The following is a 22,444-nucleotide window of genomic DNA, read 5'->3' as shown; positions in this document are numbered from 1 at the left end:
TTATGGGTTTATTTGATATTTTTAAAAGTAAGAAGAAGGAATCTGACGACAAAGAGAACGAAACCAAGCAGTCTAAAAGAGAAGATGAGAAAGCAAAGGCTACTGGTGACGACACCTCTGATCGAGGTGACCACTTTCAACAAACTGAAGAAAATGAAGTTAGTCAGAAAAATGATGGATCAAGTGAGAGTAAGAATGATGGAGCTGATGTTTCTGAAGAACCGGAAGAACAAACGCAAACATCAAAAAATAGTGTTCGAAGCACTGACGATAACAAGTCAGATGAAAAAGGCCAGTCTGTGGTTGATACAGATCATTCTTCTAATAAAAATGAAGATGTCAAAGAGTCTACTGATGATGTAACTAAGCAGCCTGAATCAGCTGAAAAAGCATACGAACATGGTCTGGCAAAATCACGGTCTTCGTTTGGACAAAAATTAAATGCGCTATTTGCTAATTTTCGCTCAGTTGATGATGATTTCTTTGATGATTTAGAAGATACGCTGGTCGAATCCGATGTTGGATTTGAAACCGCAATCCAATTAACTGATGAACTAAAAGAAGAGGTTAAATTAAAAAATGCCAAGAAACCAAAAGAAGTTCAAAATCTAATCGTCCAAAAGATGATCGATTTGTATGATGCACCAAGTGATAAAGATAGTTCAATCAAATTATCTCAAATTGGCCCAACTGTGATTTTATTTGTTGGTGTCAATGGAGTTGGAAAAACGACGACCATTGGTAAGATGGCCAATAATTTTAAAAAGCAAAATAAAAAGGTGCTTTTAGCTGCTGCTGATACATTTAGAGCGGGTGCCATTGAACAATTAGATGAATGGGCCAAACGTGATGGTGTTGATATTGTTAAAAAGTCAGCTGGAAGTGATCCAGCTTCGGTTGTTTTTGAAGCAGTAGATAAAGCCAAAAAAGAAAATTATGATGTTTTATTTGTTGATACAGCTGGAAGATTGCAAAATAAAGTTAATTTAATGAATGAACTTGCTAAAATTGATAAGGTCATTAAGCGTGAAATTCCAGACGCACCTCAAGAAGTGTTGCTGGTGATTGATGCAACTACTGGTCAAAATGCTTTAAATCAAGCCAAGATGTTCAATGAAATCACTAACATTACGGGAATTGTTTTAACAAAGCTTGATGGAACAGCCAAGGGTGGAATTGTAATTGCAATCAAAAATAAGCTTGATATTCCGGTAAAGTTCGTTGGACTTGGAGAAACGGTTAATGATTTGCGTAAATTTGATTCTAAGAGCTTTATTGATGGTTTATTTAAGGGATTAATTCAAGACAATTAGTGGTGACTTTAGATGGACATTAAAAAGAATAATCGGATTAATGCTTTGTATGATTTTTATGGTGAATTACTCACTAAGAAACAAGCAGAGTACATTCAAGAATACTATGCAGATGATTTTTCGTTAGGTGAGATTTCAGAAAATTTCAATATTAGTCGCCAAGCGGTTTATGATAACATTAAAAGAACTGAGCAAATTCTTGAAGACTATGAAAGTAAAATGCACCTATATCAATTATTTGTATTACGCAATCAGCAAACCGATGAAATTAGAGATTACGTTAAGAAGTATTATCCAAATGATGAACACTTAAATGAGTTAGTGGATCACTTAGAAATTACGGAAGAAAATTAGGGGTGAAAAGATGGCTTTCGAAGGTTTAACCGATCGATTACAAAAAGCTTTTAAAAACTTAAGAGGAAAAGGCAAGGTTAGCGAATCTGATTTGCGTGAAACGATGCGGGAAATTAGATTAGCGTTACTAGAAGCGGACGTTAACTTTAAGGTGGTTCGTCAGTTTGTAAAGAAGGTTCAAGAAAAAGCTAAGGGCGCTGATGTTCTTGAAGGATTAAATCCGGCCCAACAAATTGTTAAGATCGTTAACGATGAACTGACTAACATGATGGGTGAATCTGCCACTCCACTAGTTAAATCAGACAAGATTCCTACAGTCATTATGATGGTAGGACTTCAAGGAGCAGGTAAAACTACTTCAGCGGGTAAATTAGCTAAAAGGCTTAAATCTGAAGATAATGCGCGTCCATTAATGATCGCTGCCGATGTTTATCGTCCCGCAGCAATTGAACAGTTAGAAAAGGTGGGCGAACAAGTTGATGTTCCAGTATTTCAAGAGGGAACGGATGTTGACCCAGTACAAATTGTTCAAGATGGTTTAAAGGAAGCTAGCAATAATAATAACGATTATGTGTTAATTGATACGGCCGGTCGGCTTCAAATTGACGAAAACTTGATGGATGAATTAAAGAATATTAAAAAGGTGGCCAATCCAAATGATATTCTTTTAGTTGTTGATGCTATGACAGGTCAAAATGCCGTTGATACGGCGGTCGGATTTAACGATGCTTTAGATATTACCGGGGTTATTCTAACAAAGTTAGACGGAGATACTCGTGGTGGAGCTGCTTTGTCAATCAGGGCTGTGACTGACAAACCAATTATGTTTGTTGGTCAAGGTGAAAAATTAGATGATTTGGACGTATTTCACCCAGATCGAATGGCTTCTCGAATTTTGGGAATGGGAGACATGCTCTCGTTCATCGAAAAGACTCAGAAAGAGTATGATGAAAATCAAGCTAAGGAATTAACCGAAAAAATCAAGGAAAATTCTTTTGATTTTGATGATTTTGTTGATCAATTAGAACAAATTCAAAAGATGGGTCCAATTCAAGATTTGGTTAAAATGATTCCAGGAATGGCCAATAATCCGGCATTAAAGAATTTAAACGTTAATCCCAAAGATTTAGACCACATTAAAGCGATTATCTATTCAATGACTGATGAGGAACGTTCCAACCCCGATGTTTTAAATCCCTCTAGAAGGCGTCGAATTGCTCGCGGATCGGCTCAACCGATTCAACAAGTCAATCGACTCATTAAACAATTTGATCAAATGAAGAAAATGATGAACAAAGTGTCTAACGGAAATATGTCTGGTTTGTCAAATATGATGGATTCTGCTGGAATGGGTGGAGGAATGACTGGTAAATTGTCGAATCTCGCCATGAAGCGGATGAGTCGCAAGATCAAAAAGAATAAAAAGAAGCGACGAAAAAATAAAAAAAGACATTAATTTCAGACTGTAAAGAAAAAAACCTTTACATCACTAATATTTATTGGTAATATTAGTAACTGTTAAGAAAACTACTAGGAGGTGTGTTTATGTCATTAAAAATTAGATTAAGAAGAATGGGTTCAAAGAAGCGTCCATTTTACCGTATCGTGGTTGCTGACTCACGTAGTCCTCGTGACGGTCGTTTTATCGAAAATGTTGGTACTTACAATCCATTAACTGAACCTGATCAAGTAACTTTAAAAGAAGAATCAATCATGGACTGGTTGGAAAAAGGTGCTAAACCTTCTGATACTGTTCGTAATATTTTGTCAGATGCAGGTATTATGAAACAATTACATGATGCTAAATTAGCAGCTAAGAAATAAGTGATTGATTATGGTTAATTTTGATAATTTAATTAAAACAATCGTTAAGCCATTAGTTAAATTTCCTGATGATATTAGTATTAATCATCAGGATACTGATCAATTTAGCGAATATATATTGTCTACCAATCCTAATGACGTTGGACGTATTATTGGAAAAAAGGGTCGAGTTGCTCAGACGATTCGAACTATAATTTATAGTGTTCACGTTAATGATGGAAAGCGAATTAAACTCGTTATTGATGATGGCAAAGATTAGCTCTTAGATAAAACTCGTTTTTATTTAAGAGTTTTTTTATAGAAATAGGTGAACTATGGATTACTTAGAAATTGGGAAATTAGTAAATACTCAGGGAATTAAAGGTGAAGTACGAATAAAACCTACTACTGATTTTATTGATCAACGCTTTAAAGTTGGTAATCTTGTTTATGTATTCCCCAAAGACGGAAAAATGGAAGAATTGAAGATTGACGGGGTTAGAAGCCATAAGGGATTTATTCTGTTGCATTTCTCTGGTCGCAATTCCATAAATGATGTTGAATACCTTAAACCTGCCATCCTAAAAATTACGTCGGAGCAAAGAAAAAATACTGACTTACAACCAGGCGAATATTTCTATCAACAAATTATCGGCATGGATGTTATCGATAAAGATGATAATAAAATTGGTGTAATAAAAGATATTATGGATATGCCTGCCAATGATGTCTGGGTAGTGGAGCGTAAAAATAAAGAGGATTTGTTACTTCCAAAGATTGATTCGGTCGTAAAAAAAGTGGATATTCCTAATCATAAAGTAGTCGTTGAGTTAATGGAGGGAATGCAGTAACGATGAAGATCGATATATTGAGCCTTTTCCCTAATATTTTAAAGGGCCCTTTGAGTGAATCCATTATCGGTAAGGCCATTGAAAAAGAAATCATAAATATTGATATTATTAATTTTCGTGATTTTTCGACTAATAAACATCATAACGTGGATGATACTCCCTTTGGTGGGGGAGCTGGAATGTTACTTAAGCCTCAACCAATGCTTGATGCTTTTGCGCATTCTCAAGAAGATTCAGAAAAACAGGGTTATTCATCTGGTAGAGTCATTTTAACTGATCCGGCAGGAAAAAAATTTGATGAAAACGATGCTGCAAATCTTGCCAAAGAGGACCATTTGACCTTTTTATGTGGTCACTATGAGGGGTTTGACGAACGAATTAAATCCGTGGTAACTGACGAGTATTCAATTGGTGATTTTGTCCTGACGGGTGGTGAATTACCTGCGCTAGTAATGATTGATGCGACCGTTCGACTCATTAAGGGTGTCCTTGGTAATCAAGAGTCAGCCCCAGGAGATTCTTTTTCAAGTGGATTGCTTGAATATCCTCAATACACGCGACCAGCAGACTTTAGGGGGTTAAAAGTTCCACCGATTTTAACTAGTGGTAATCATCAAAAAATTGATGATTGGCGACAGAAGGAATCTTTAAGAAAGACATATTTAAGACGACCAGATCTGATTAATTACAATAAACTGTCAAAAAGGCAAAAGGAATTATTGGCGGACGTTAAAATTGAAGAAGAAGATCGGTAAGTATTGAGTTTTTTGGTTTGTATGTTATAATTTTAAGTGGTCTTTTATGGCTAAATAAAACGGTATTCCGCTGTCGAGAAGATAAGAATGCTAGTTAGGAGAAATGATTATGCGTCAAAATAAATTGATTGATAAGATCAATAGTGATCAACTTCGTTCAGATATTCCTGAATTTCGTGTTGGTGATACCGTTACGGTTTCCGTAAAGGTTGTTGAAGGTAGTAACGAGCGTATCCAGAAGTTTACTGGTGTTGTAATTAAACGTCATGGTTCAGGCATTCAAGCTACTTACACAGTAAGAAGAATTGCCAGTGGAGTTGGGGTTGAAAGAATCTTCCCATTACATTCACCACGAATTGCTAAGATTGATGTTGTTAGACGTGGTTCAGTTCGTCGTGCTAAGTTGTATTACTTACGTGATCGTTCTGGTAAGGCTGCTCGTATTAAAGAAGCAAGTCGTAAGCATTAATTTTATGTAAAAAAAAGAGTTCGCATTGCGAACTCTTTTTTTTATTGGTCATCAACTTCTTTAGCAGTTTTAGTACCTCTTCGACTGTTGTATTCATACATTAACCAACCAACCAATGCAAAAGCTAGTGGTCCCACAATGGTCCAGAAGGCGGTGGTGTAATCATGAGTCAAGATTGGTTGAATAGCAGTAAAACCAATTCCTAACACTAGTACAACCAAGATAATGGTTACCATGATGTTAGTGACAATTCGGTTCTTGTAAAAGACAAAGGGACGAGGAACATTTTTTAGTTTCTTGAAGAATGGAAAAGCTCCAACTAAGAATAAGTAGGGGAAAGTTGTCGAAATATTAGCCATATCAGTTAAAATTAAGTAAAATTGTTGAGCATTATTGCCACTGAAAGAAATGACAAAGATAACGGCAACAACGACGAATGCTTGAATCCACATTGCAAACCCTGGCATGCCATGTTTGTTTAATTTAACCACTTTTTTAGGCCATAAATCTGGATTAGATCCCTCAATAAATGATTTGATTGGGGAATATATCAGAACAAAGAAAGAACCTAAGTACGGAATAAACATCCCTAAACCGGCTACTCGGGCCATGAAGCGACCAAATTCCATTGCTGATCCAGCTGAAAAGCCAAGGGTTTTAGCGAAAACATAACCAAGGTTATTCATTAAAACGTAAGTGATGTTACCCAAGTTGACCGAACCCTTTCCGACAACTTCATGCCAGTTAGCTGTAATACCAACCAAAAAAATGGATCCAGAATAGATGACTGCCATGATGATTGCGGCAATGATGACCCCACGGGGAAAAGTCTTCGTAGGATTTTTGACCTTATCAACGACTCCACCAATTGATTCCATTCCTCCATACGCAAAAATCGCATAAACAACAAATGACATGATGGCGATTGGGGTTACGAATAATGGATTAGGGGATTGAATGAAACTTTTAGCGCCATTGACTGGCTCAGCAATTTGGCCCTTATTTAAGACCCAAACAATTACTGATAAGATAGCAAAGATCAGTGGCAAAGCAATTGATAATACTCCCCCGATGTTTGCAATCTTAGCAATTGAATCAAAACCATGACTCGCACACAAAGTAATAATTAAAATCCAGGCAATCCCGAGGATTCCAATTGTTTGCATTGGGGTAAAAATTCCGAACAAATGCCATGTTTGGGTTTTATCCGTTCCAAAAATAATGTTAGAAAATGGAATCCAAACCTTAGAAGAAGTCGAGATCATCCAAATGATCCATGATGATAGCCAGATAAAGGTTCCGATGAAGGCTAAGCGTTCACCAATTGACTCTTTAAGCCAGGAATAAATTCCACCTTTAGCACTACTGAAAGTGGAACCATATTCGGCAAACATTAATGAAACCGGTAAGAAAAATACTAGTGCTCCAAATATGTACCAGATAATACTGGCGTAGCCCATTTGATCATAGGCGACGGTCGTATTACCAAAGCCAAATATCGCAGTGAGTATCATTAAAACTAAAGACATTAAGCCTAATTTACTTTGCTTTTTCCCTTTAGACATAAAGTCACTCTCCTTGATTAAATTTAATGGAAATACTAATAAAGTATACTCTCTTTTTTTATAGATTTAAATCTTGGTGATAGTTGAGAGGAGAGAAGTCCGTTGAGTTTGTAATCAAGTATTGACCAAGGTTCTTAAAGCTACGCAAAGCGAGTTTACTTGCCTTAGAACTGGACTCATTAGCAAGCTGAGTTAGTTCTGTTGAATCCAAGCCGTGGGACTCCTGTTCTACCTGCTGTAAAATTTGTTCGTATTGTTCGATTAAACTTTGTTGCACGTTTTTAAGTTTGTCACCAAATTCAAGGTAGTGGGGGTCAACTAAGATTCCAACTAGCTTGAAGATCCAGTAAGCCGATTTAGGATCAAAATCCATCTTGACGTGGTACTTATATGCTTTGGGAGTATCAGAAATTCCCTCAAGAAATGGGACGTAAGTACTCTGAGCCGCTACACCCATAGCAAGCCAGTGAATTCCACCAATTTCAATTGGTAGATTAGGTTTGATTTGGAGCACGTGTGATTCTTGGGTTTTGGCTAAACTAATGGGACGAAATCGAGTTCTATCAGCTTCTTCGCCTGCACCAATTGGATCGAACTGAGTTCCCTGATAGTGTGAACTGAGCAACTTTTGGGCATCGAGTGCCGATATTAATTCTTCACTTTTCCTTGTAAAGGGGAGGTCTTGGGAAGTGGGATCCTGCTTGATTTCTGGGTTAAACATTTTTTGTCCGTACCAAACTCGAGGGATGTTGTAGTAGGTGTCTGATAAGTCATGGGTTCCAAAAATGTGTCTAAAGTTAAAACCAGAACGATCCGGATTTAAATTGTTTTTTGATACAAAGTCCCTAATCCCTGGTGACCACATGAAGTGATCATTATCTTTAAAGTTAACTTCTTCAATGGCCATTTGATTAGCAACGATGGCGTATTCATCGTCAGGAATTCTTTCAGCGATCCATTGGTGTCCGGAACCGATCTCTAAGTACCAAACTTCTTCTTTATCAGACATAAGGACTCCGTTGTTTTCACTGGCCCCATATTTTTCAACAATGTTACCAAGACGTTTGACGGCTTCTTTTGCGGAATGGACATAAGGCAAGACTACGGTTACCATGGCTTCTTCGCCGATTCCATCTTTTACAAGGGGATCATAACCTAGGACACGTGCGTTAGCGTACGTACTTTCAGTTGCACTCATAGCAACCCCATATTCGTTAATACCATCCTCTTCAAATAAACCATCTTGGTCGGTCCATTCGGGAGTAGCAGTGTATTTTCCCCGTGTTTTTGGTAGTGGCATTTTGAAGCCGTTATCAGTTGATTTGAATTCCTGATCATCCTGAAACTCCTTATGTTCATGGACAACAAATCGTTTTGGCCATGATGCTTTAGCATCTTCATTGCGGCCAATTAAAGTGCTGCCATCAACCGTGGCATCTTTTCCAACTAAAATGCTAGTACATGCGGAATATTCATTAAAACTTGTCATTTAGATTGCCTCCTATTAAATCACATGTAAGTATTCTACCATATTGCCTTTGTTATGGTATAATTTCACGTTTGGTATGCTAAATTACTTAGGGTATAATTAACACATAACATTTATTTGAAAAAACGAGGGAAAATATGAGTAGCAAGCAATACATAATGGCAATTGATGAAGGAACGACCTCTGCTCGAGCAATGTTATTTGATCATGATGGCCAGATTGTGGGAAAAGTACAACGTGAGTTTAAACAATCTTTTCCTCATCCAGGGTGGGTGGAACAAGATCCAATTGAAATTTGGAACGCCGTTGAATCTGTGATTTCTGAGGTATTGATTAACTCTGAAGTTCCTCCCTATAAAGTGCGAAGTATCGGCATTACTAATCAACGTGAAACGACTGTAATTTGGGATAGACGAAGTGGAAAGCCCATCTACAATGCTGTGGTGTGGCAATCAAAACAGACCAGTGAAATTGCTGATCGGTTAATAACTGATGGTTACGCTGATTTAATTCACCAAAAGACGGGACTGATTGTTGATTCTTATTTTGCTGGTACGAAAATTAGATGGATTTTAGATCATGTAAAGGGATCCCAGAGACGGGCGGAGAATGGAGATTTATTATTTGGAACCATTGATTCATGGTTGCTATGGAATCTGACCGGCGGAACCGTTCATGCCACTGATTATACTAATGCTAGTAGGACAATGTTATATAACATCAACGATTTGAAATGGGATGATGATCTGTTAGAGCTCTTCGATATTCCTAAGAAAATGTTACCTAAAGTGAAACCATCGTCACACTTCTTTGGATATACGAAGGGATATTCATTTTTAGGGGTACAGATTCCAATTGCCGGCATTGCCGGTGACCAACAAGCATCATTATTTGGACAATTAGCATTACAACCCGGAATGACGAAGAATACTTATGGAACGGGTGCCTTTATTATGATGAATACAGGAAAAACGCCAAGGTTTTCTAGTAATGGATTGTTAACCACAATTGCCTACGGATTGAATGGAGAAGTTAAATATGCTTTAGAAGGTAGCATTTTTGTGGCTGGATCGGCAATTCAATGGTTAAAGGATGAGATGGGTTTAATTTCATCGGCTAAGGCTTCTGAGCAAATGGCTTATGATGCCAAAACGAGTGACGGAGTTTACGTAGTGCCAGCGTTTACTGGACTAGGGGCACCATATTGGGATCAGGAAATTCGTGGATCGATTTTTGGCTTGACATCATCAACGACGCGTAATCAATTAGTTCGTGCGACCATTGAATCGTTAGGATTTCAAACAAAGGATGTTCTTGATACGATGGTAGAAGAGACTAAAATTCCGGTTAAATCACTAGTAGTAGATGGTGGAGCTGCTAAAAATGATTACTTAATGCAGTTTCAAGCCGATATTTTAAATGATCAAATTGAACGGTCATTAATTTCAGAGACTACGGCACAGGGAGCAGCTTATCTGGCTGGTTTGGCTGTTGGATTTTGGAAGGATATTGATGAAATTAAAAGAAGTAAGCGTGTTGGTACTTTTTTTGAATCACATATGAGTGGCGATAAAAGAAAAAAACTATACAAGGGATGGAAGATGGCCGTGAGAGCTGCCAAGCAATTTGAATAATAAGGACTTATCAGTATGAAATTACCTGAAGATTTTAAAAGTAAATATCATAATCTGTTAAAAGATGATTATCAAAGTTTTATTGATTCTTTTGATGAAGACTCTTACAATGCCTTTCGAACTAATCCGCTCAAAACTAAAGCTGATGTTCGTTTGGATATGACAAGCCCGATTTCCTATACCCAAAATGGTTATTACGGAAAAATTAGCGGGAAAACCGTCGAGCATCAGAGTGGTTACGTTTACAGTCAGGAACCATCTGCCATGTACGTAGCAGAGGTGGTTGATCCTAGTGCGGGAGATCAGGTATTAGACTTGTGTGCTGCCCCAGGAGGAAAGTCGACTCATTTGGCTGGTATGATGAAAAACAAGGGCTTACTTGTGTCAAATGAGATTGACCGGAGCCGAGCTAAGATTCTAGTTGAAAATCTTGAACGGTTTGGGGTGTGGGATCCTTTAATCTTGAATGAAGATCCACATAACCTGTCAAAGCATTTTCCAAGGTATTTTGATAAGATCTTGATTGACGCACCATGTTCGGGTGAGGGAATGTTTAGAAAAAATCATGACGCAACAAAATACTGGTCAATTGATTATCCGAAAGAGTGTGCTGTGCGGCAAAAAGACATTGTAAGAGAAGCCGTTAAGATGTTAAAACCAGGTGGACAATTGATTTATTCAACTTGTACTTTTTCACCAGAAGAAGACGAACAGATAATTGCTTGGATCTTAGCTAATTATGATTTTAAGGCTCTCCCGATTAAGAAGTATGATGGGATGATCGACGGAAAACCGGAATGGGCGGATGGAAACGAAGAGTTAACTAAAACGGCTCGTCTGTTTCCTAACTTATTTAAGGGTGATGGTCATTTTATTGCCAAGTTGCAGAGTACAGATGTTGGAAAATCCAAAAAGATTAAGCATCAAAGAAGTAACGTCTCAAGTAGTATAAAAAAAGAGTGGAAAGAGTTCTGTAACGTTAACTTTAAGCGCAATTTTTTAACAGAGGATCTTCTAGAATTTGGGAGTACCCTTTATTCATTTAATCCGGCAATTCCCGATTTAGATGGTTTAAAAGTAATGCGACCCGGAACGCCACTTGGAACGATTAAAAAGAATCGGATTGATCCTTCGTATGCATTGGCATTGGCAATTAATCCTAATGACGTAAAAAACATCGTTAAAATTACTGATCATCAGTGGCAGAGTTATGTCCACGGTGACACCGTTGCCGTGGATCCCAACTTAAAGAAAGGGTGGTACTTAATTCAATGTCGCGGAATGAGTGTTGGATTTGGTAAAGTCGTGAATGGGACGTTAAAAAACTTTTTCCCTAAGGGATTAAGGTTTAAAGCATGAGAAAATAAAAAGACCTTCGTTTTTTAAACGAAGGTCTTTTTATTTGCGTTGATTTAAGTAACTTTGTAATTCTGGACTGGTTACTGATTCACATTGACGCAGTTCATTAATGTTGTGTGCGCCTAGTGCGGTGAAAATGGACTTAATGCCAATAATCCAATCGTTAATCATTTTCACGGTCTCGTCTTCACCGTCATCAATTAGTTTCACCAAAATCTGACTCGCAATGCCAACGGCATCGGCACCCAAATACAATGATTTGACGATTTCCATGGGATTAGTGATGCCACCAGTTGCTACGATGTTCATGCTAGGAACTTTTTGGGATTCAAAGAGAGATTCCACCGTGGTAATCCCCCAGTCTTTAAAATAGTCCATTTCTTTTTGATGACGACGGAAGTTCTCAATTTGAGCAAAGTTAGTTCCGCCACGACCACCAATGTTTACATATTCAACTCCAAGGTCCAAAAGGGTTTGAATTGATTTAGAACTCATCCCGAATCCAACTTCCTTGACGATTACTGGTACTTTAATATTTTGGACAATGTTTGAAATATTGGATAGCCAGTTAAATGAATTTGATCCCTCGGGCATGATGAGTTCTTGAACTGAATTAACGTGGATCTCTAATGCATTAGCTTGAAGAATATCAATTGCTTGCTCAGCCGCTTTTGGGGTTGTCCCAGCACCAATGTTAGCAAAGATCAGTCCATCTGGGTTTTGCTTTCTAATGATCGAAAAGGTATCGATTAGTTCCGGATGTTTGATTGCTACACTCTCTGAGCCGGATGCCACTGCGATTCCACAGCGCCTTGAGATAGAAGCTAGGTGAAAATTTAATTTTTTGGTATACTCACTGCCACCAGTCATCGCCTCAATGTAGAAGGGGACCCTTAAAGGCAGCGAGCCTAATTGAGTTGAGATATCTACATCCTGATATGTCATTTCAGGGAATGTTACTGGCATAAAATGAACCTGATCGAATCCAGCTTCAGATTCCGTATGGTGAAATTTTTTAGCAAGCGAGACGTGTTCATCTTTTCGATGTGACTGTTGGTTAGTCATTTGTTTCTCCTAATTATTATGAATCTTAAGGTCTAGTAGCTTAATTCCATGGCGGTTCCAATCGCTAACAAGATCATCGATATTATCATCCTTATTAATAATGACGATCCCACAATCACCACCACCTGCTCCCGAAGTTTTGGCTGCACCACCAAAATGATCGGCAATGTCAATTAATTCTTTTAGCTTGGGGGTTTCAATTTCAACGTTGGCAAATTCACCGAGTTTTAAAAGGAGTTTGCGGTTGTTTTCAATGTTCTTTTGGATCATTTCCAGATTAGAACTTTTAAAGCCATTAACAATATTTAAGACACACTCCTGACTGAAGTGAAGAAAGTCTTGATAAAGTTCAGAATTTCTGGCTTTTTTTAGCTCCACTCGATCAACTAGATTTGAAGTTGAAGCGGGTGAACCTGACCATCCAATTAATAATTGTAAATTCTTTGGTGCTGTTAGCGGCATAATTTTTAAACTAGGCCACTTTAAATCTAACAGTTCCACTAAATCCACATCTTTACGGGCATTGGCTAACCACTGTCGGTCAAATGAATGGTAAGCAATCCAACCGCCGAATACACTAGCAGCTACATCGCCTAATGAACCATTTCCTTGAACTTCAAAATGAGCAATTGCGGCTAGCTTGAAGAGCTGCATCGTTGAAAGGTTAATGTCGTAGAATTCGCATAAGGCTTTAACGGTTGCAACCGTGACGGCAGCTGAAGAACCTAATCCGTACTTACGTCCGTCGGCACTATCGAGTTCACTATTTACGATGATATCGTATGTTTTTAAACTTTTATTGAGAGTTTCAACGTATTCTTCAGTTACTTTAATCGCTGAAATGATGTACTGAAAAGGATTATCACGATTATCGAAGACCATGCGATGGCCTAATCTCTTCCAATGGAGCATATTTTCATCGTACTGTTTTGAATAGATGCTTCCAAAATCTGAACTTGCTTTAATGCCAACCCTAACAAAGCGATCACATGCAGCGATGATAGCAGGGTAGCCGGTCTCAACTACTGCATATTCACCAGCTACGTACAATTTGCCCGGTGCTTTTGCGGAAATCATGTAATTAATTACTCCCTTAATTTAAATATTCGATTCCAGGACCTGGAGTGGTAGCAACCACGTTTGATGATCCAAAAGTGCTTTTAAATCGATTTACAACTTGGTTTAAATTATCATGTTGGACTAACACTTTTACATTTGGACCAGCGTCAATTGTAAAATAGCAACTGATGCCATTGTCTCTTAATTCGTGAACAATTTGAATTGCTTTAAGTGTATCTCCATTAAAATATGTAAAAGCTGGATCGGAACTGAACGTGAGGGCGTGCATTTTCATGGCATTTTCCTCAGCAGTGTGGCCCATTAAGTCGAAGTTATGAGTACGAATTGCTTTTCTCATCGTGGTCATGTCATGACTAGTAACTTTTTTCCATGCTTGATAGTAAGGGGAGGTGGACTTAGAAATTTTCATACCCTCTCTACTAGAAATCTTTTTTTCGTTTCGATTAATAATAACAGCTACTAGGTTAATGTCCCAATCAATGTCTTCTTCAATTGGAATGGCAAAGGAAGTTTCGTCACTATGACCCTTTTCCCATTTGACGAAACCGCCAAAAATAGAGCGCGTTGCTGAACCTGATCCTCGTCTAGCGAGCCTAGAAAGATCTTTTTTAGAAAGATTCATTCCAATGGCTTTACTAGAAGCGGCAGCGAGAGCAGCAAAACCTGAAGCAGATGAAGCAAGCCCAGCAGCAGTAGGAATATTGTTATTTGTCTTAACGTGGGCGTGAATATCAACATTGGCTTTTTTTCGAACGATGTCAAGAAAACTGACAATCTTTTTTCCTTCCGAATCATTAATTAGATGATTGTTAAAAGTGATTTGATCAGAACTTAGAGATGGGTCAAAGCGAACTTCAGTATCGGTATAGAAGTCATTTAAAGTTAAAGACAGGCTACTGTCTTCTGGAATAATGAGTTGACTATTGGCTTTCCCCCAATATTTGATTAGTGCAATATTAGTATGAGCACGAGCCTTCTGGGTTCTATAGATATTAGTATTGTCGGACATAATAAATCTCCTTACTTCATTTCATTTAATGATTGGACCCAAACTCCTTGTGCTCCACTTTGTTTAAGGGTTGTCTTGATTTTTTGCGTGGTGGTTTTAGAATCTGACAGAGCAATAATGCATCCACCGAGTCCGCTTCCCGTTAGTTTAGCACCGAGGGCACCCGCCTGATTAGCAGCATTTACCAGGGTATTAATTTCTGTTGAACTAACTCCCAATTTTGAAAGATCATTTTGGGCCAGATTCATTAATTTGCCGGTTTGTTTGAGTTTATTGTATGTCAGAGAATGTTTAGCTGCTTCAGCTAAATCCCCGAGGTCGTTAATTAAATCATTCGTATTTTGAAAGTTATGATCCATTTCATCTCTTACCATTGAAACTGCCGTGGAAGTATTACTTGAGATACCAGTATCAGCAATGATGAGAGTTCCTGTGCTTGAAACGGGGAAATCATAAAACTGACCCTTTTCAAATAAGATGGGATTAAGTGCGCTGACGGTTTTAGCGTCAATTCCACTTGGATTACCATGAGTTATCTTTTCCTCTACATCGGTAAATTTCTTAAGCTGGTTAGCGTTTAGTTGATGATTAAAGAAATGAAAAAAGGCTCTGGTAACTGCACTAGCGGTTGCAGCTGATGAACCCATCCCTCTCCCCAACGGAATTGCACTATCGATTTTGATATCAATGGGGATGTTATCGGGATTTAATGATTGGTTAAGACGATTAATAAGTGTCTGTAATCCATTCATTGAAGAAGGGAGAGCACTAATTGGACCATGGTAGTATTTACTGAATAGTTGATTGTTACCATCAGAAGTAATGGTGGTTTTCACTTTAATTTGTGGCACAGGAAAAACAATCGCAGGCTTTTGGTAGACGGCACTGTGCTCACCTAAAAAAATTATTTTTGCATGACTCAACCCGGTTGCAGTCGTGTTCATATTTCAATCGCTCACTTTCCAAACATACCTATTTTATCATAATTTAGAACATGACCAATATATTTTAGAATACTTTACTAATGATTAAATGTTGGTTTATATAAATATTAAGATAAATGTAGTAATATTGTAGTGGAGTTAGTTTTAAGGGTAGGTGAGACAGGTGTCCAAGAATACAAAATATGCAGTCGTTGACATGGAGACAACTGGAACGGATGTCTCTAATGGTGACCAAATTATTCAATTTAGTTGTACTTTTGTTCAAGGTGGTCAAGTGGTCGATTCCTACTCAACATATGTTAATAATGGTGAAGCGATTCCTAAAGATATCACCCACTTAACTGGCATTAACGCCCAGACAATTAAAGGAGCACCAACGTTTGATCAGGTTGCTCCCCATATTTATAAGATACTGAGTGGTACTGTCTTCGTTGCCCATAACGTTAATTTTGACTTTCCGTTTTTAAATGCGGAATTAGAAAGAGTGGGTTATCCTGAGTTAGATATTAAAGCCATTGATACGGTCACGTTGAGTCAAATCTTTTTTCCGGAATTAACGGGATATCGATTAAAGGACTTAAGTCATCATTTTGGGATTTCACACACCCATCCGCATTCCTCTAAAAGTGATGCTGAAGCAACTGCTCATTTACTGTTAACAATCATGAAGAAGATTGAAAAATTACCCTTAGTGACAATTCAGTCTATTCTTAAGGTTCATCCTGATCTCCCTAGAGATACGGTTCAATTTATTGAAGATCGCGAAGAGATTAAGCGGGAACATTTAAAGAATTTGAATTCGCAATATGTGGTTGTAAATGGGATTGCGCTAAAAAACCAAGTACCATCCTATTCAATCTCAGAGCACAATTTGATAAAGTATCCTAGGACTAAGAAGCAAAAGGAACGCCAATTTATGGGTAAGTTAAATTGGCGAAGTTCACAAAGTAAAATGATGAACTTAATTTATAATAATTATCATGATAAAGAAAAACCCACCTATAATTTATTAATTGAAGCACCAACCGGGAGTGGGAAAACCCTGGGATACATGGTTCCAATGGCTTATTTGGTTAATGAAGGTGAACAGCTAGTGGTCAGTACTTCTACCAATGGACTTCAGGAACAGTTGTATTCTACAATTAAGAGTCAACTAGAACCGTTACTTAATACTAGTTTTGATGTTGCCATGTTAAAGGGTGTCAATCATTATATTAATCTAGAACGGTTTAGCAAAACACTTCAATTTCACGATAAATCTAAACAGTCACAATTCATGAAAGCACGAATCTTGGTCTGGCTCACTGAGACAAGCACGGGTGATCTTGACGAATTAAATCTTCCCAATGAAGTTCCGTTTATTGATCAAATTAATTATCAAAATTCTCATGTGGAGACGGATAAGAAGAACTCTTTTCGGGATGTTGACTTCTTACTCGCTCAATTGAAGCGGGTGGAACGAGCTGATATTGTTATCGTTAACCATAATTATCTTTTTGAGAATAGTCGTCAATTAAGTAATTACATGACTTCAAAGCCATACTTAGTGGTTGACGAAGCTCATAAGCTGGCTGACGTTGCGTTTTCATCGCAAGAAAAAGTCATTAAATTCAATACTTTAAAGAAAAATATTGGAAGGGTTAAGAATGATTTATTTCAAACCCACGGGTTAAATTTAAATGAAATCTTTTCTGACGATATTGATGAGTTAAATCGACTTAATGGGTTAGATTCCCGGCTAGATGCTATTTTTGATACGAATCAGTTGATTTTACAGGATTTTAGGGTCAAATTCATGAAACCCGTTACTACTAGGCGTTCTGAGTCTTCGATTAGTGCAAAAGAACTACTTCAATTTGTGAAAGCCCATCAGGATCAAATAAACCATTTGACTCATATTAACGTAAAATTAGAAGAATTTATAAATACTTTCAAAAAGTTAGTTAAGAAGGAAAAGAATCGTTGGACGATTTCTGATCGAGCTTTGATTGAGAAGTTTGAACGTCATTTACTTACAATTACTGATTACATTGATAGTGTTAACGTGGACCAAGTTAAGCAAAGGGTTAGTGAGCGATCCTCTTTTTACTGGATCTATTATACAGAGGATCTAGATCCTAATCATGTCATCCTCATGACTGGCGATTTTGCTTCCAAAAATAAGTTAAAGGAAAATATCTATCACTATTTTAAGCCAGCAATTTTTACCGGTTCGACGTTGTTTACATCAAAAAAGTCACAGTATATTTTTGATCAGCTTGATTTAAGTCGGAGTGATACGAGAATGAAACGGCTAAAATCTTCTTTTGATTATTCCAAGCAAGCTGAAATGATGATTTCTGAAACGACACCGATGCCACCTAGTGTAGATAATGATGAATATATCTCTTATCTGGCTAACTCAATTTGGAAGCTTATCAACGCTAATGCAGTACCAACGCTAGTACTGTTTAACTCATTGGATATTTTGAAAAAAGTGTACGAAAAATTAGATCAGAACAATAACGATAATTTTATGATTCAAGCCGCCGGTGTTTCTGGGAGTCAAGAAAAAATGATCAAAAGATTTGAGTCAACCAAGGATGCAGTTCCAGTAATACTTGGAGCTAATGGTTATTTTGAGGGTGTTGATTTTCCGGATAATTTACTCAAGCAACTCATTATTACCCGGATACCGTTTGAATCTCCCAATAATCCGGTTGTTTCAAGTCGGGCTAAGTTTTTAAAGGAACAAAACAAGAATCCATTTTATAATTTTGACTTACCAGAAGCTATTATCAAAACTAAACAAGGGGTGGGAAGATTGATTAGAAGCTCAACTGATTATGGTATCATTAACTTTTTGGACAGTCGTTTGATTGACAAACGGTATGGTAAGCAAATCATCGATGCGCTTCCCTCTGATTTACCAATTAAAACGGGGTCGATCGCTAAGATTGTTAAAGATGGTCAAGATTTCTTTAATAAGAGGGATTAATTAATTATTAAACAAGGAAAGTTTGCTATAATGATGCATGTAAAAGCTAAATAAAAGAGGAATTTTCATGTACAGAGAACAATTAAAACGAAAAAGGACTCATCGGATTCGATGGATAACTGTTGCGGTGATCGTTCTAATCATTCTGGGTGTTATTATTTTCTTTCATGTTGCTAAAGCACCCCAATTACGCGCTCGTTCTCATGTCACTACGGTAGCAGAAAATAGTGCTGGATTTCATGATATTAATCATTTCTACTCGTCTAATTTAAATAAGACATACTATTCAGTTGGTGGTTATAATAAACAGAATCAGTATGCGTATGCCATCTTACCTAAGAACGGGAAAAGTATGCAGGTCGTTACCCAAAAGAGTGGGATTACACAACAGGAAGCAGAAAAGACGGCTCAAAAAATTGGGAAAGCCTCTAAGATTATTAACACCGGACTTGGGATTTATCAGGATCAGCCAGCCTGGGTGGTTTCCTATTTAAATCAGAACAATCGAATGAATTATGTCACGGTAAATTATAAGACGGGCAAGATTGTGCAAACCATTAAGAATTTGTAATGATGAATTATTGAAGGAGGAATAAAATGAGTGAAAATTTAGAGCGCTATTTAGAAAGTGGTTCAATTAGCGTTTCTGGTTTTTTATTGCAGCATTTCTCTGAGTTGGGGATGAGCCCAACTGAATTAGTGGTCTTCTTGGAGTTAGTACTAGCTCGTTCTAAGGGGGATTTGTTTCCAAGTGCTACTGAGTTGTCGAAAGCAACTGGTTTAAAAGAGGACGATATTTATAATTTATTACATCAATTAGTTACTAAAAAGATTATCAACATTTCTAGTACGAAGTCTGGGAAAGACGAATATAAGTTTGATCTTTTAAATCATAAAATGGACAAGTTGCTTGATTCTACATCGTTAGTAAACACTAATAATCATGCTCAAAAAGAGCGTAACAAACAAAGTAATGATATTAAGGAACGAAAAGGATTATTTAAAAAAATTCAAGAGGAATTTGGTCGGCCATTATCTTCAATCGAGTTGGAAACAATCAATCAATGGCTTGAACAAGATCATTACTCACCAAAGATTATTGAATTAGCCCTCAAAGAGGCGGTCCTAAGTCAAGTTTATAGTTTGAAGTATATGGATCGAATTCTTTTGAATTGGCAGCATCGTAACATTAAAACTGCTGCGCAAGTTCAAGAAGCCAATGAACAGCGACAGAGAAGTTTAAACAGTGATCAACCAAGAAAACCAAAACAAAATATTCCGATTTTTAAAATTAATCAATGATGCATGGATGTAAAAGATCTATGCATTTTTTTGTGGTTAAATGATTAAAGTTCAGGTGAAAAGTTAAAAGTTACTTTAACTTAATTAAAAAAACAAAACAACAACAAAAAAGACCCAAGCCACATAAATCATAAAGTGGATGAGTCTTAAAGAGAATATTCAATTTATTGATTTGGAGTAGAAGTGCTTGATGATTGACTATTATTAGAAGCAGGAGTGCTCTGATTATTGTTATCTTGATTATTTGATGATTCAGAAGATGATTGATCATTAGGTTTGCTTGATTCAGATGGCTCTTCAACCTTAGAACTAGACCCCGATGACGTCTGACTTGAACTAGAATTATCGTCAGATGATGAACTGTTGGAGTCTTTTGAACTTGATGAATTTGAGACAACTGAACGATTCTTGGATGCTTGTCCAGATTGACTAGCATTATTAGCTGAAACCGCGGTTCCCATGTGGCCTTCGATATAGTATTCGTTTACGCCGTCTCGTTTGGTTTCAATCACATTATCCGGCTTCTGCCAATCAATATTAGGTTTATTAGTAGATGCCTGTGACATTACTTCTTTGTAGTAGGTTTGAGCAATTCGTGTTTGTGGCTCGGAAATATAGTTTCCAGGTTTAAACTGGTGATCATATCCGGTCCAAATAGAAAGTGAGAAATTCTTCGTGTACCCACTAAACCATGAATCCATTGATGATTGGTCAGGCACTTTCTTAATCCAATCATCTGGATATTGAGTAGTACCAGTTTTACCAGCTTGATAAAGTCCAGGGATCTTAGCAGCAGTTCCAGAACCATTAGGGGAAGTCATGACGCCTTTGAGCATGTCATTTATCATAAAGGCAGTATCTGGTGACATGGCTCGATGCCCCTTAGGGCTGTATTGCTTTTCAGCTCCGTTGACATTAACTACTTTATTGATTAAATATGGTTTGTAATACGTCCCACCATTTGCAAATGCAGCATACGCAGCTGCTTCCTGCTCTGATGAGATATAGGCACCAATTCCGTTTTGTAGTTCAAGTGGTTTATTAAATGTCATTCCTAATCCAGCTAAAAAGTCTTGTGATCGTTGGATTCCAACCTGTTGAAGGGTCCTGATCGCAGGAATATTACGTGACTCAACAAGTGCTTTTCGCATCGTGATGGTACCTTCATGCTTATTGTCAAAGTCTTGAAGTTCTTTATTTGTTCCGGGATACGTGAAAGGCGTGTCTTGAACGGCTTGATAAGTTGGCCATTTTAAGTATTCAATTGCTGGTCCATAGTCCATTAGTGGTTTCATAGTTGATCCACTAGAACGATCGGTTTGAATTGCACGATTTAATCCAAAGGCAATTTTTTGTTTTCTTGATCCAAGCATCGAAACCACTTTACCGTTATTGGAATTTACCATCGTGGCACCAATTTGGAAGTTATTGTTAGGAAATTGAATAGGTGAGTTGGGATCGTTGGCCAGTTTATACATTTGTTTTTGAGTGTCCATATTCAAATTTGTATAAACCTTATTTCCAGCATTTAATTTGTATCCCTTTTTGTCTAGTTCTTGAACAACTTGTTGGATATAGGCATCGGCATACTTCTCATTTTTTGCGTATGGAGACGAATTTGAATTGTGTTGTTTAACCAGACCATCTTGAATACTGGTCTTTTCAGCTTCACTAGCTTGCTCCTTAGAAATCACTTTATTGTTAGCCATTGCTTCTAGAACTTGATTTCTTCGTTCAGTTGCTAACTTAGGATTTGTATAAGGATTATATTGAACAGGAGCTTGAGGTAAACCAGCCAAAAAAGCCGTTTGTGGGAGGTTAATCTTCTTTAATGGTTTATTGAAATAATAATCGGAAGCAGTTTGCATTCCGTAAGCATTATTACCCATGTAAACCTTGTTGATATAAAACTCTAAAATTTGTTGTTTACTATAATCATGGTCGACCTTGACCGCTAACCAGGCTTCTTGAGCCTTGCGTTTTAGCGTTTGGTCCGAGGCCTTAGTCGAAAAGACTGATAATTTGACTAATTGTTGGGTAAGGGTACTGCCACCTTGTAAACCACCTTGGCCACGAAGATTTGAAAAGGCTGCTTCAACAATTCTGGCAGGATCAACCCCATGATCCTTATAAAAATGACGATCTTCAATTGAAATAATCGCATTTTTTAGGTTATCAGGAATCTGATCTTGTTTCACGTAGTCCCGATTTTGGGCACCTAAACGTGAAATTATCTTACCACTTGAATCATAAATCGTAGTTGAATTATCACTAGAGAGGGTATTATAAGATATCTTTGGAGCACTGGCTGCATAATAAGTAAAAAGACCTGCTCCACAAATAAGTATGGCAACGATTACTGCCAAAATCCATAAAATGATTTTTTTCCAAAGCTTCATCTTTTTCTTTCGTGGTTGCTGATGGTGCTTAAACCTTTGTACCCTAGAAATATTTTCATCTGAATCAGCCATTAGA

20 protein-coding genes are annotated in these 22,444 nt (G+C 37.4%); 13 read left to right on the top strand and 7 right to left on the bottom strand.

The window, feature by feature from the left end:
- Positions 1 to 2: 2 nt before the first annotated feature.
- The 8 genes from ftsY to rplS all read left to right on the top strand — a co-directional run bounded on the left by ftsY (position 3) and on the right by rplS (position 5,545).
- On the top strand, positions 3 to 1,313 hold the full coding sequence (ftsY, locus tag AC6UD0_RS01050) for a signal recognition particle-docking protein FtsY (protein WP_500707865.1): 1,311 nt from the start codon (positions 3 to 5) through the stop codon (positions 1,311 to 1,313).
- Positions 1,314 to 1,325: 12 nt separating this feature from the next.
- Positions 1,326 to 1,667, top strand: a complete 342-nt coding sequence (locus tag AC6UD0_RS01045) for a putative DNA-binding protein (protein WP_500696716.1) — start codon at positions 1,326 to 1,328, stop codon at positions 1,665 to 1,667.
- 10 nt (positions 1,668 to 1,677) lie between these two features.
- A complete protein-coding gene (ffh, locus tag AC6UD0_RS01040; RefSeq protein WP_500699491.1) occupies positions 1,678 to 3,123 on the top strand; it encodes a signal recognition particle protein in 1,446 nt (481 codons plus the stop codon).
- Between the two features lie 89 nt (positions 3,124 to 3,212).
- Positions 3,213 to 3,491: a 30S ribosomal protein S16 gene (rpsP, locus tag AC6UD0_RS01035; RefSeq protein WP_500693721.1), complete on the top strand. Its 279-nt coding sequence runs from the start codon at positions 3,213 to 3,215 to the stop codon at positions 3,489 to 3,491.
- Positions 3,492 to 3,501: 10 nt separating this feature from the next.
- Positions 3,502 to 3,750 carry a KH domain-containing protein gene (locus tag AC6UD0_RS01030; protein WP_500693722.1) on the top strand — a complete coding sequence of 83 codons (249 nt, stop codon included), beginning with the start codon at positions 3,502 to 3,504 and terminating at the stop codon, positions 3,748 to 3,750.
- Between the two features lie 55 nt (positions 3,751 to 3,805).
- Complete coding sequence (gene rimM, locus AC6UD0_RS01025; RefSeq protein ID WP_500701059.1) at positions 3,806 to 4,321, top strand: ribosome maturation factor RimM; 516 nt, start codon at positions 3,806 to 3,808, stop codon at positions 4,319 to 4,321.
- A 2-nt stretch (positions 4,322 to 4,323) separates the two neighbouring features.
- Entirely contained in the window at positions 4,324 to 5,076 is a 753-nt protein-coding gene (gene trmD, locus AC6UD0_RS01020) for a tRNA (guanosine(37)-N1)-methyltransferase TrmD (RefSeq protein WP_500707863.1), read from the top strand.
- 109 nt (positions 5,077 to 5,185) lie between these two features.
- Positions 5,186 to 5,545, top strand: coding sequence for a 50S ribosomal protein L19 (rplS, locus tag AC6UD0_RS01015; RefSeq protein ID WP_500695672.1), 360 nt, complete (start codon positions 5,186 to 5,188; stop codon positions 5,543 to 5,545).
- Positions 5,546 to 5,586: 41 nt separating this feature from the next.
- Here rplS and yjeM read toward each other — a convergent pair whose 3' ends face one another.
- Positions 5,587 to 7,110, bottom strand: a complete 1,524-nt coding sequence (yjeM, locus tag AC6UD0_RS01010) for a glutamate/gamma-aminobutyrate family transporter YjeM (protein WP_500707861.1) — start codon at positions 7,108 to 7,110, stop codon at positions 5,587 to 5,589.
- Positions 7,111 to 7,168: 58 nt separating this feature from the next.
- Positions 7,169 to 8,599, bottom strand: a complete 1,431-nt coding sequence (locus AC6UD0_RS01005) for a C69 family dipeptidase (protein WP_500707859.1) — start codon at positions 8,597 to 8,599, stop codon at positions 7,169 to 7,171.
- A 137-nt stretch (positions 8,600 to 8,736) separates the two neighbouring features.
- On the opposite strand from AC6UD0_RS01005, the gene glpK reads away from it, so the two are divergent.
- Both glpK and AC6UD0_RS00995 read left to right on the top strand, forming a co-directional pair.
- Positions 8,737 to 10,233, top strand: a complete 1,497-nt coding sequence (glpK, locus tag AC6UD0_RS01000; protein ID WP_500707857.1) for a glycerol kinase GlpK — start codon at positions 8,737 to 8,739, stop codon at positions 10,231 to 10,233.
- Between the two features lie 15 nt (positions 10,234 to 10,248).
- A complete protein-coding gene (locus AC6UD0_RS00995; protein ID WP_500707855.1) occupies positions 10,249 to 11,592 on the top strand; it encodes an RsmF rRNA methyltransferase first C-terminal domain-containing protein in 1,344 nt (447 codons plus the stop codon).
- Between the two features lie 39 nt (positions 11,593 to 11,631).
- On the opposite strand, the gene fni is transcribed toward AC6UD0_RS00995, so the two are convergent.
- From fni to mvk, 4 genes are read right to left on the bottom strand one after another with little or no spacing between them, the layout of a single operon-like run.
- Positions 11,632 to 12,657, bottom strand: coding sequence for a type 2 isopentenyl-diphosphate Delta-isomerase (gene fni, locus AC6UD0_RS00990; RefSeq protein WP_500707854.1), 1,026 nt, complete (start codon positions 12,655 to 12,657; stop codon positions 11,632 to 11,634).
- Between the two features lie 9 nt (positions 12,658 to 12,666).
- Entirely contained in the window at positions 12,667 to 13,734 is a 1,068-nt protein-coding gene (locus AC6UD0_RS00985; protein ID WP_500701065.1) for a phosphomevalonate kinase, read from the bottom strand.
- 16 nt (positions 13,735 to 13,750) lie between these two features.
- Entirely contained in the window at positions 13,751 to 14,746 is a 996-nt protein-coding gene (mvaD, locus tag AC6UD0_RS00980; RefSeq protein ID WP_500699487.1) for a diphosphomevalonate decarboxylase, read from the bottom strand.
- 11 nt (positions 14,747 to 14,757) lie between these two features.
- Positions 14,758 to 15,690: a mevalonate kinase gene (gene mvk / locus AC6UD0_RS00975; protein WP_500707853.1), complete on the bottom strand. Its 933-nt coding sequence runs from the start codon at positions 15,688 to 15,690 to the stop codon at positions 14,758 to 14,760.
- Between the two features lie 163 nt (positions 15,691 to 15,853).
- Between mvk and AC6UD0_RS00970 the strand changes: the two genes are divergently transcribed.
- The 3 genes from AC6UD0_RS00970 (at position 15,854) to AC6UD0_RS00960 (ending at position 19,969) form a co-directional block, all read left to right on the top strand.
- Positions 15,854 to 18,667 carry a helicase C-terminal domain-containing protein gene (locus AC6UD0_RS00970; RefSeq protein ID WP_500707851.1) on the top strand — a complete coding sequence of 938 codons (2,814 nt, stop codon included), beginning with the start codon at positions 15,854 to 15,856 and terminating at the stop codon, positions 18,665 to 18,667.
- 67 nt (positions 18,668 to 18,734) lie between these two features.
- Positions 18,735 to 19,238: a cell wall elongation regulator TseB-like domain-containing protein gene (locus AC6UD0_RS00965; protein ID WP_500693735.1), complete on the top strand. Its 504-nt coding sequence runs from the start codon at positions 18,735 to 18,737 to the stop codon at positions 19,236 to 19,238.
- Positions 19,239 to 19,264: 26 nt separating this feature from the next.
- Complete coding sequence (locus tag AC6UD0_RS00960; protein WP_500707850.1) at positions 19,265 to 19,969, top strand: DnaD domain-containing protein; 705 nt, start codon at positions 19,265 to 19,267, stop codon at positions 19,967 to 19,969.
- A gap of 164 nt (positions 19,970 to 20,133) precedes the next feature.
- Here AC6UD0_RS00960 and AC6UD0_RS00955 read toward each other — a convergent pair whose 3' ends face one another.
- On the bottom strand, positions 20,134 to 22,440 hold the full coding sequence (locus AC6UD0_RS00955; protein WP_500707849.1) for a PBP1A family penicillin-binding protein: 2,307 nt from the start codon (positions 22,438 to 22,440) through the stop codon (positions 20,134 to 20,136).
- Positions 22,441 to 22,444 lie beyond the last annotated feature (4 nt).

The organism is Fructilactobacillus sp. X7R9C1, from assembly GCF_059901005.1.
Note: the sequence above shows the minus strand (reverse complement) of the source record. Positions and strands in the feature narration are given on the sequence as shown.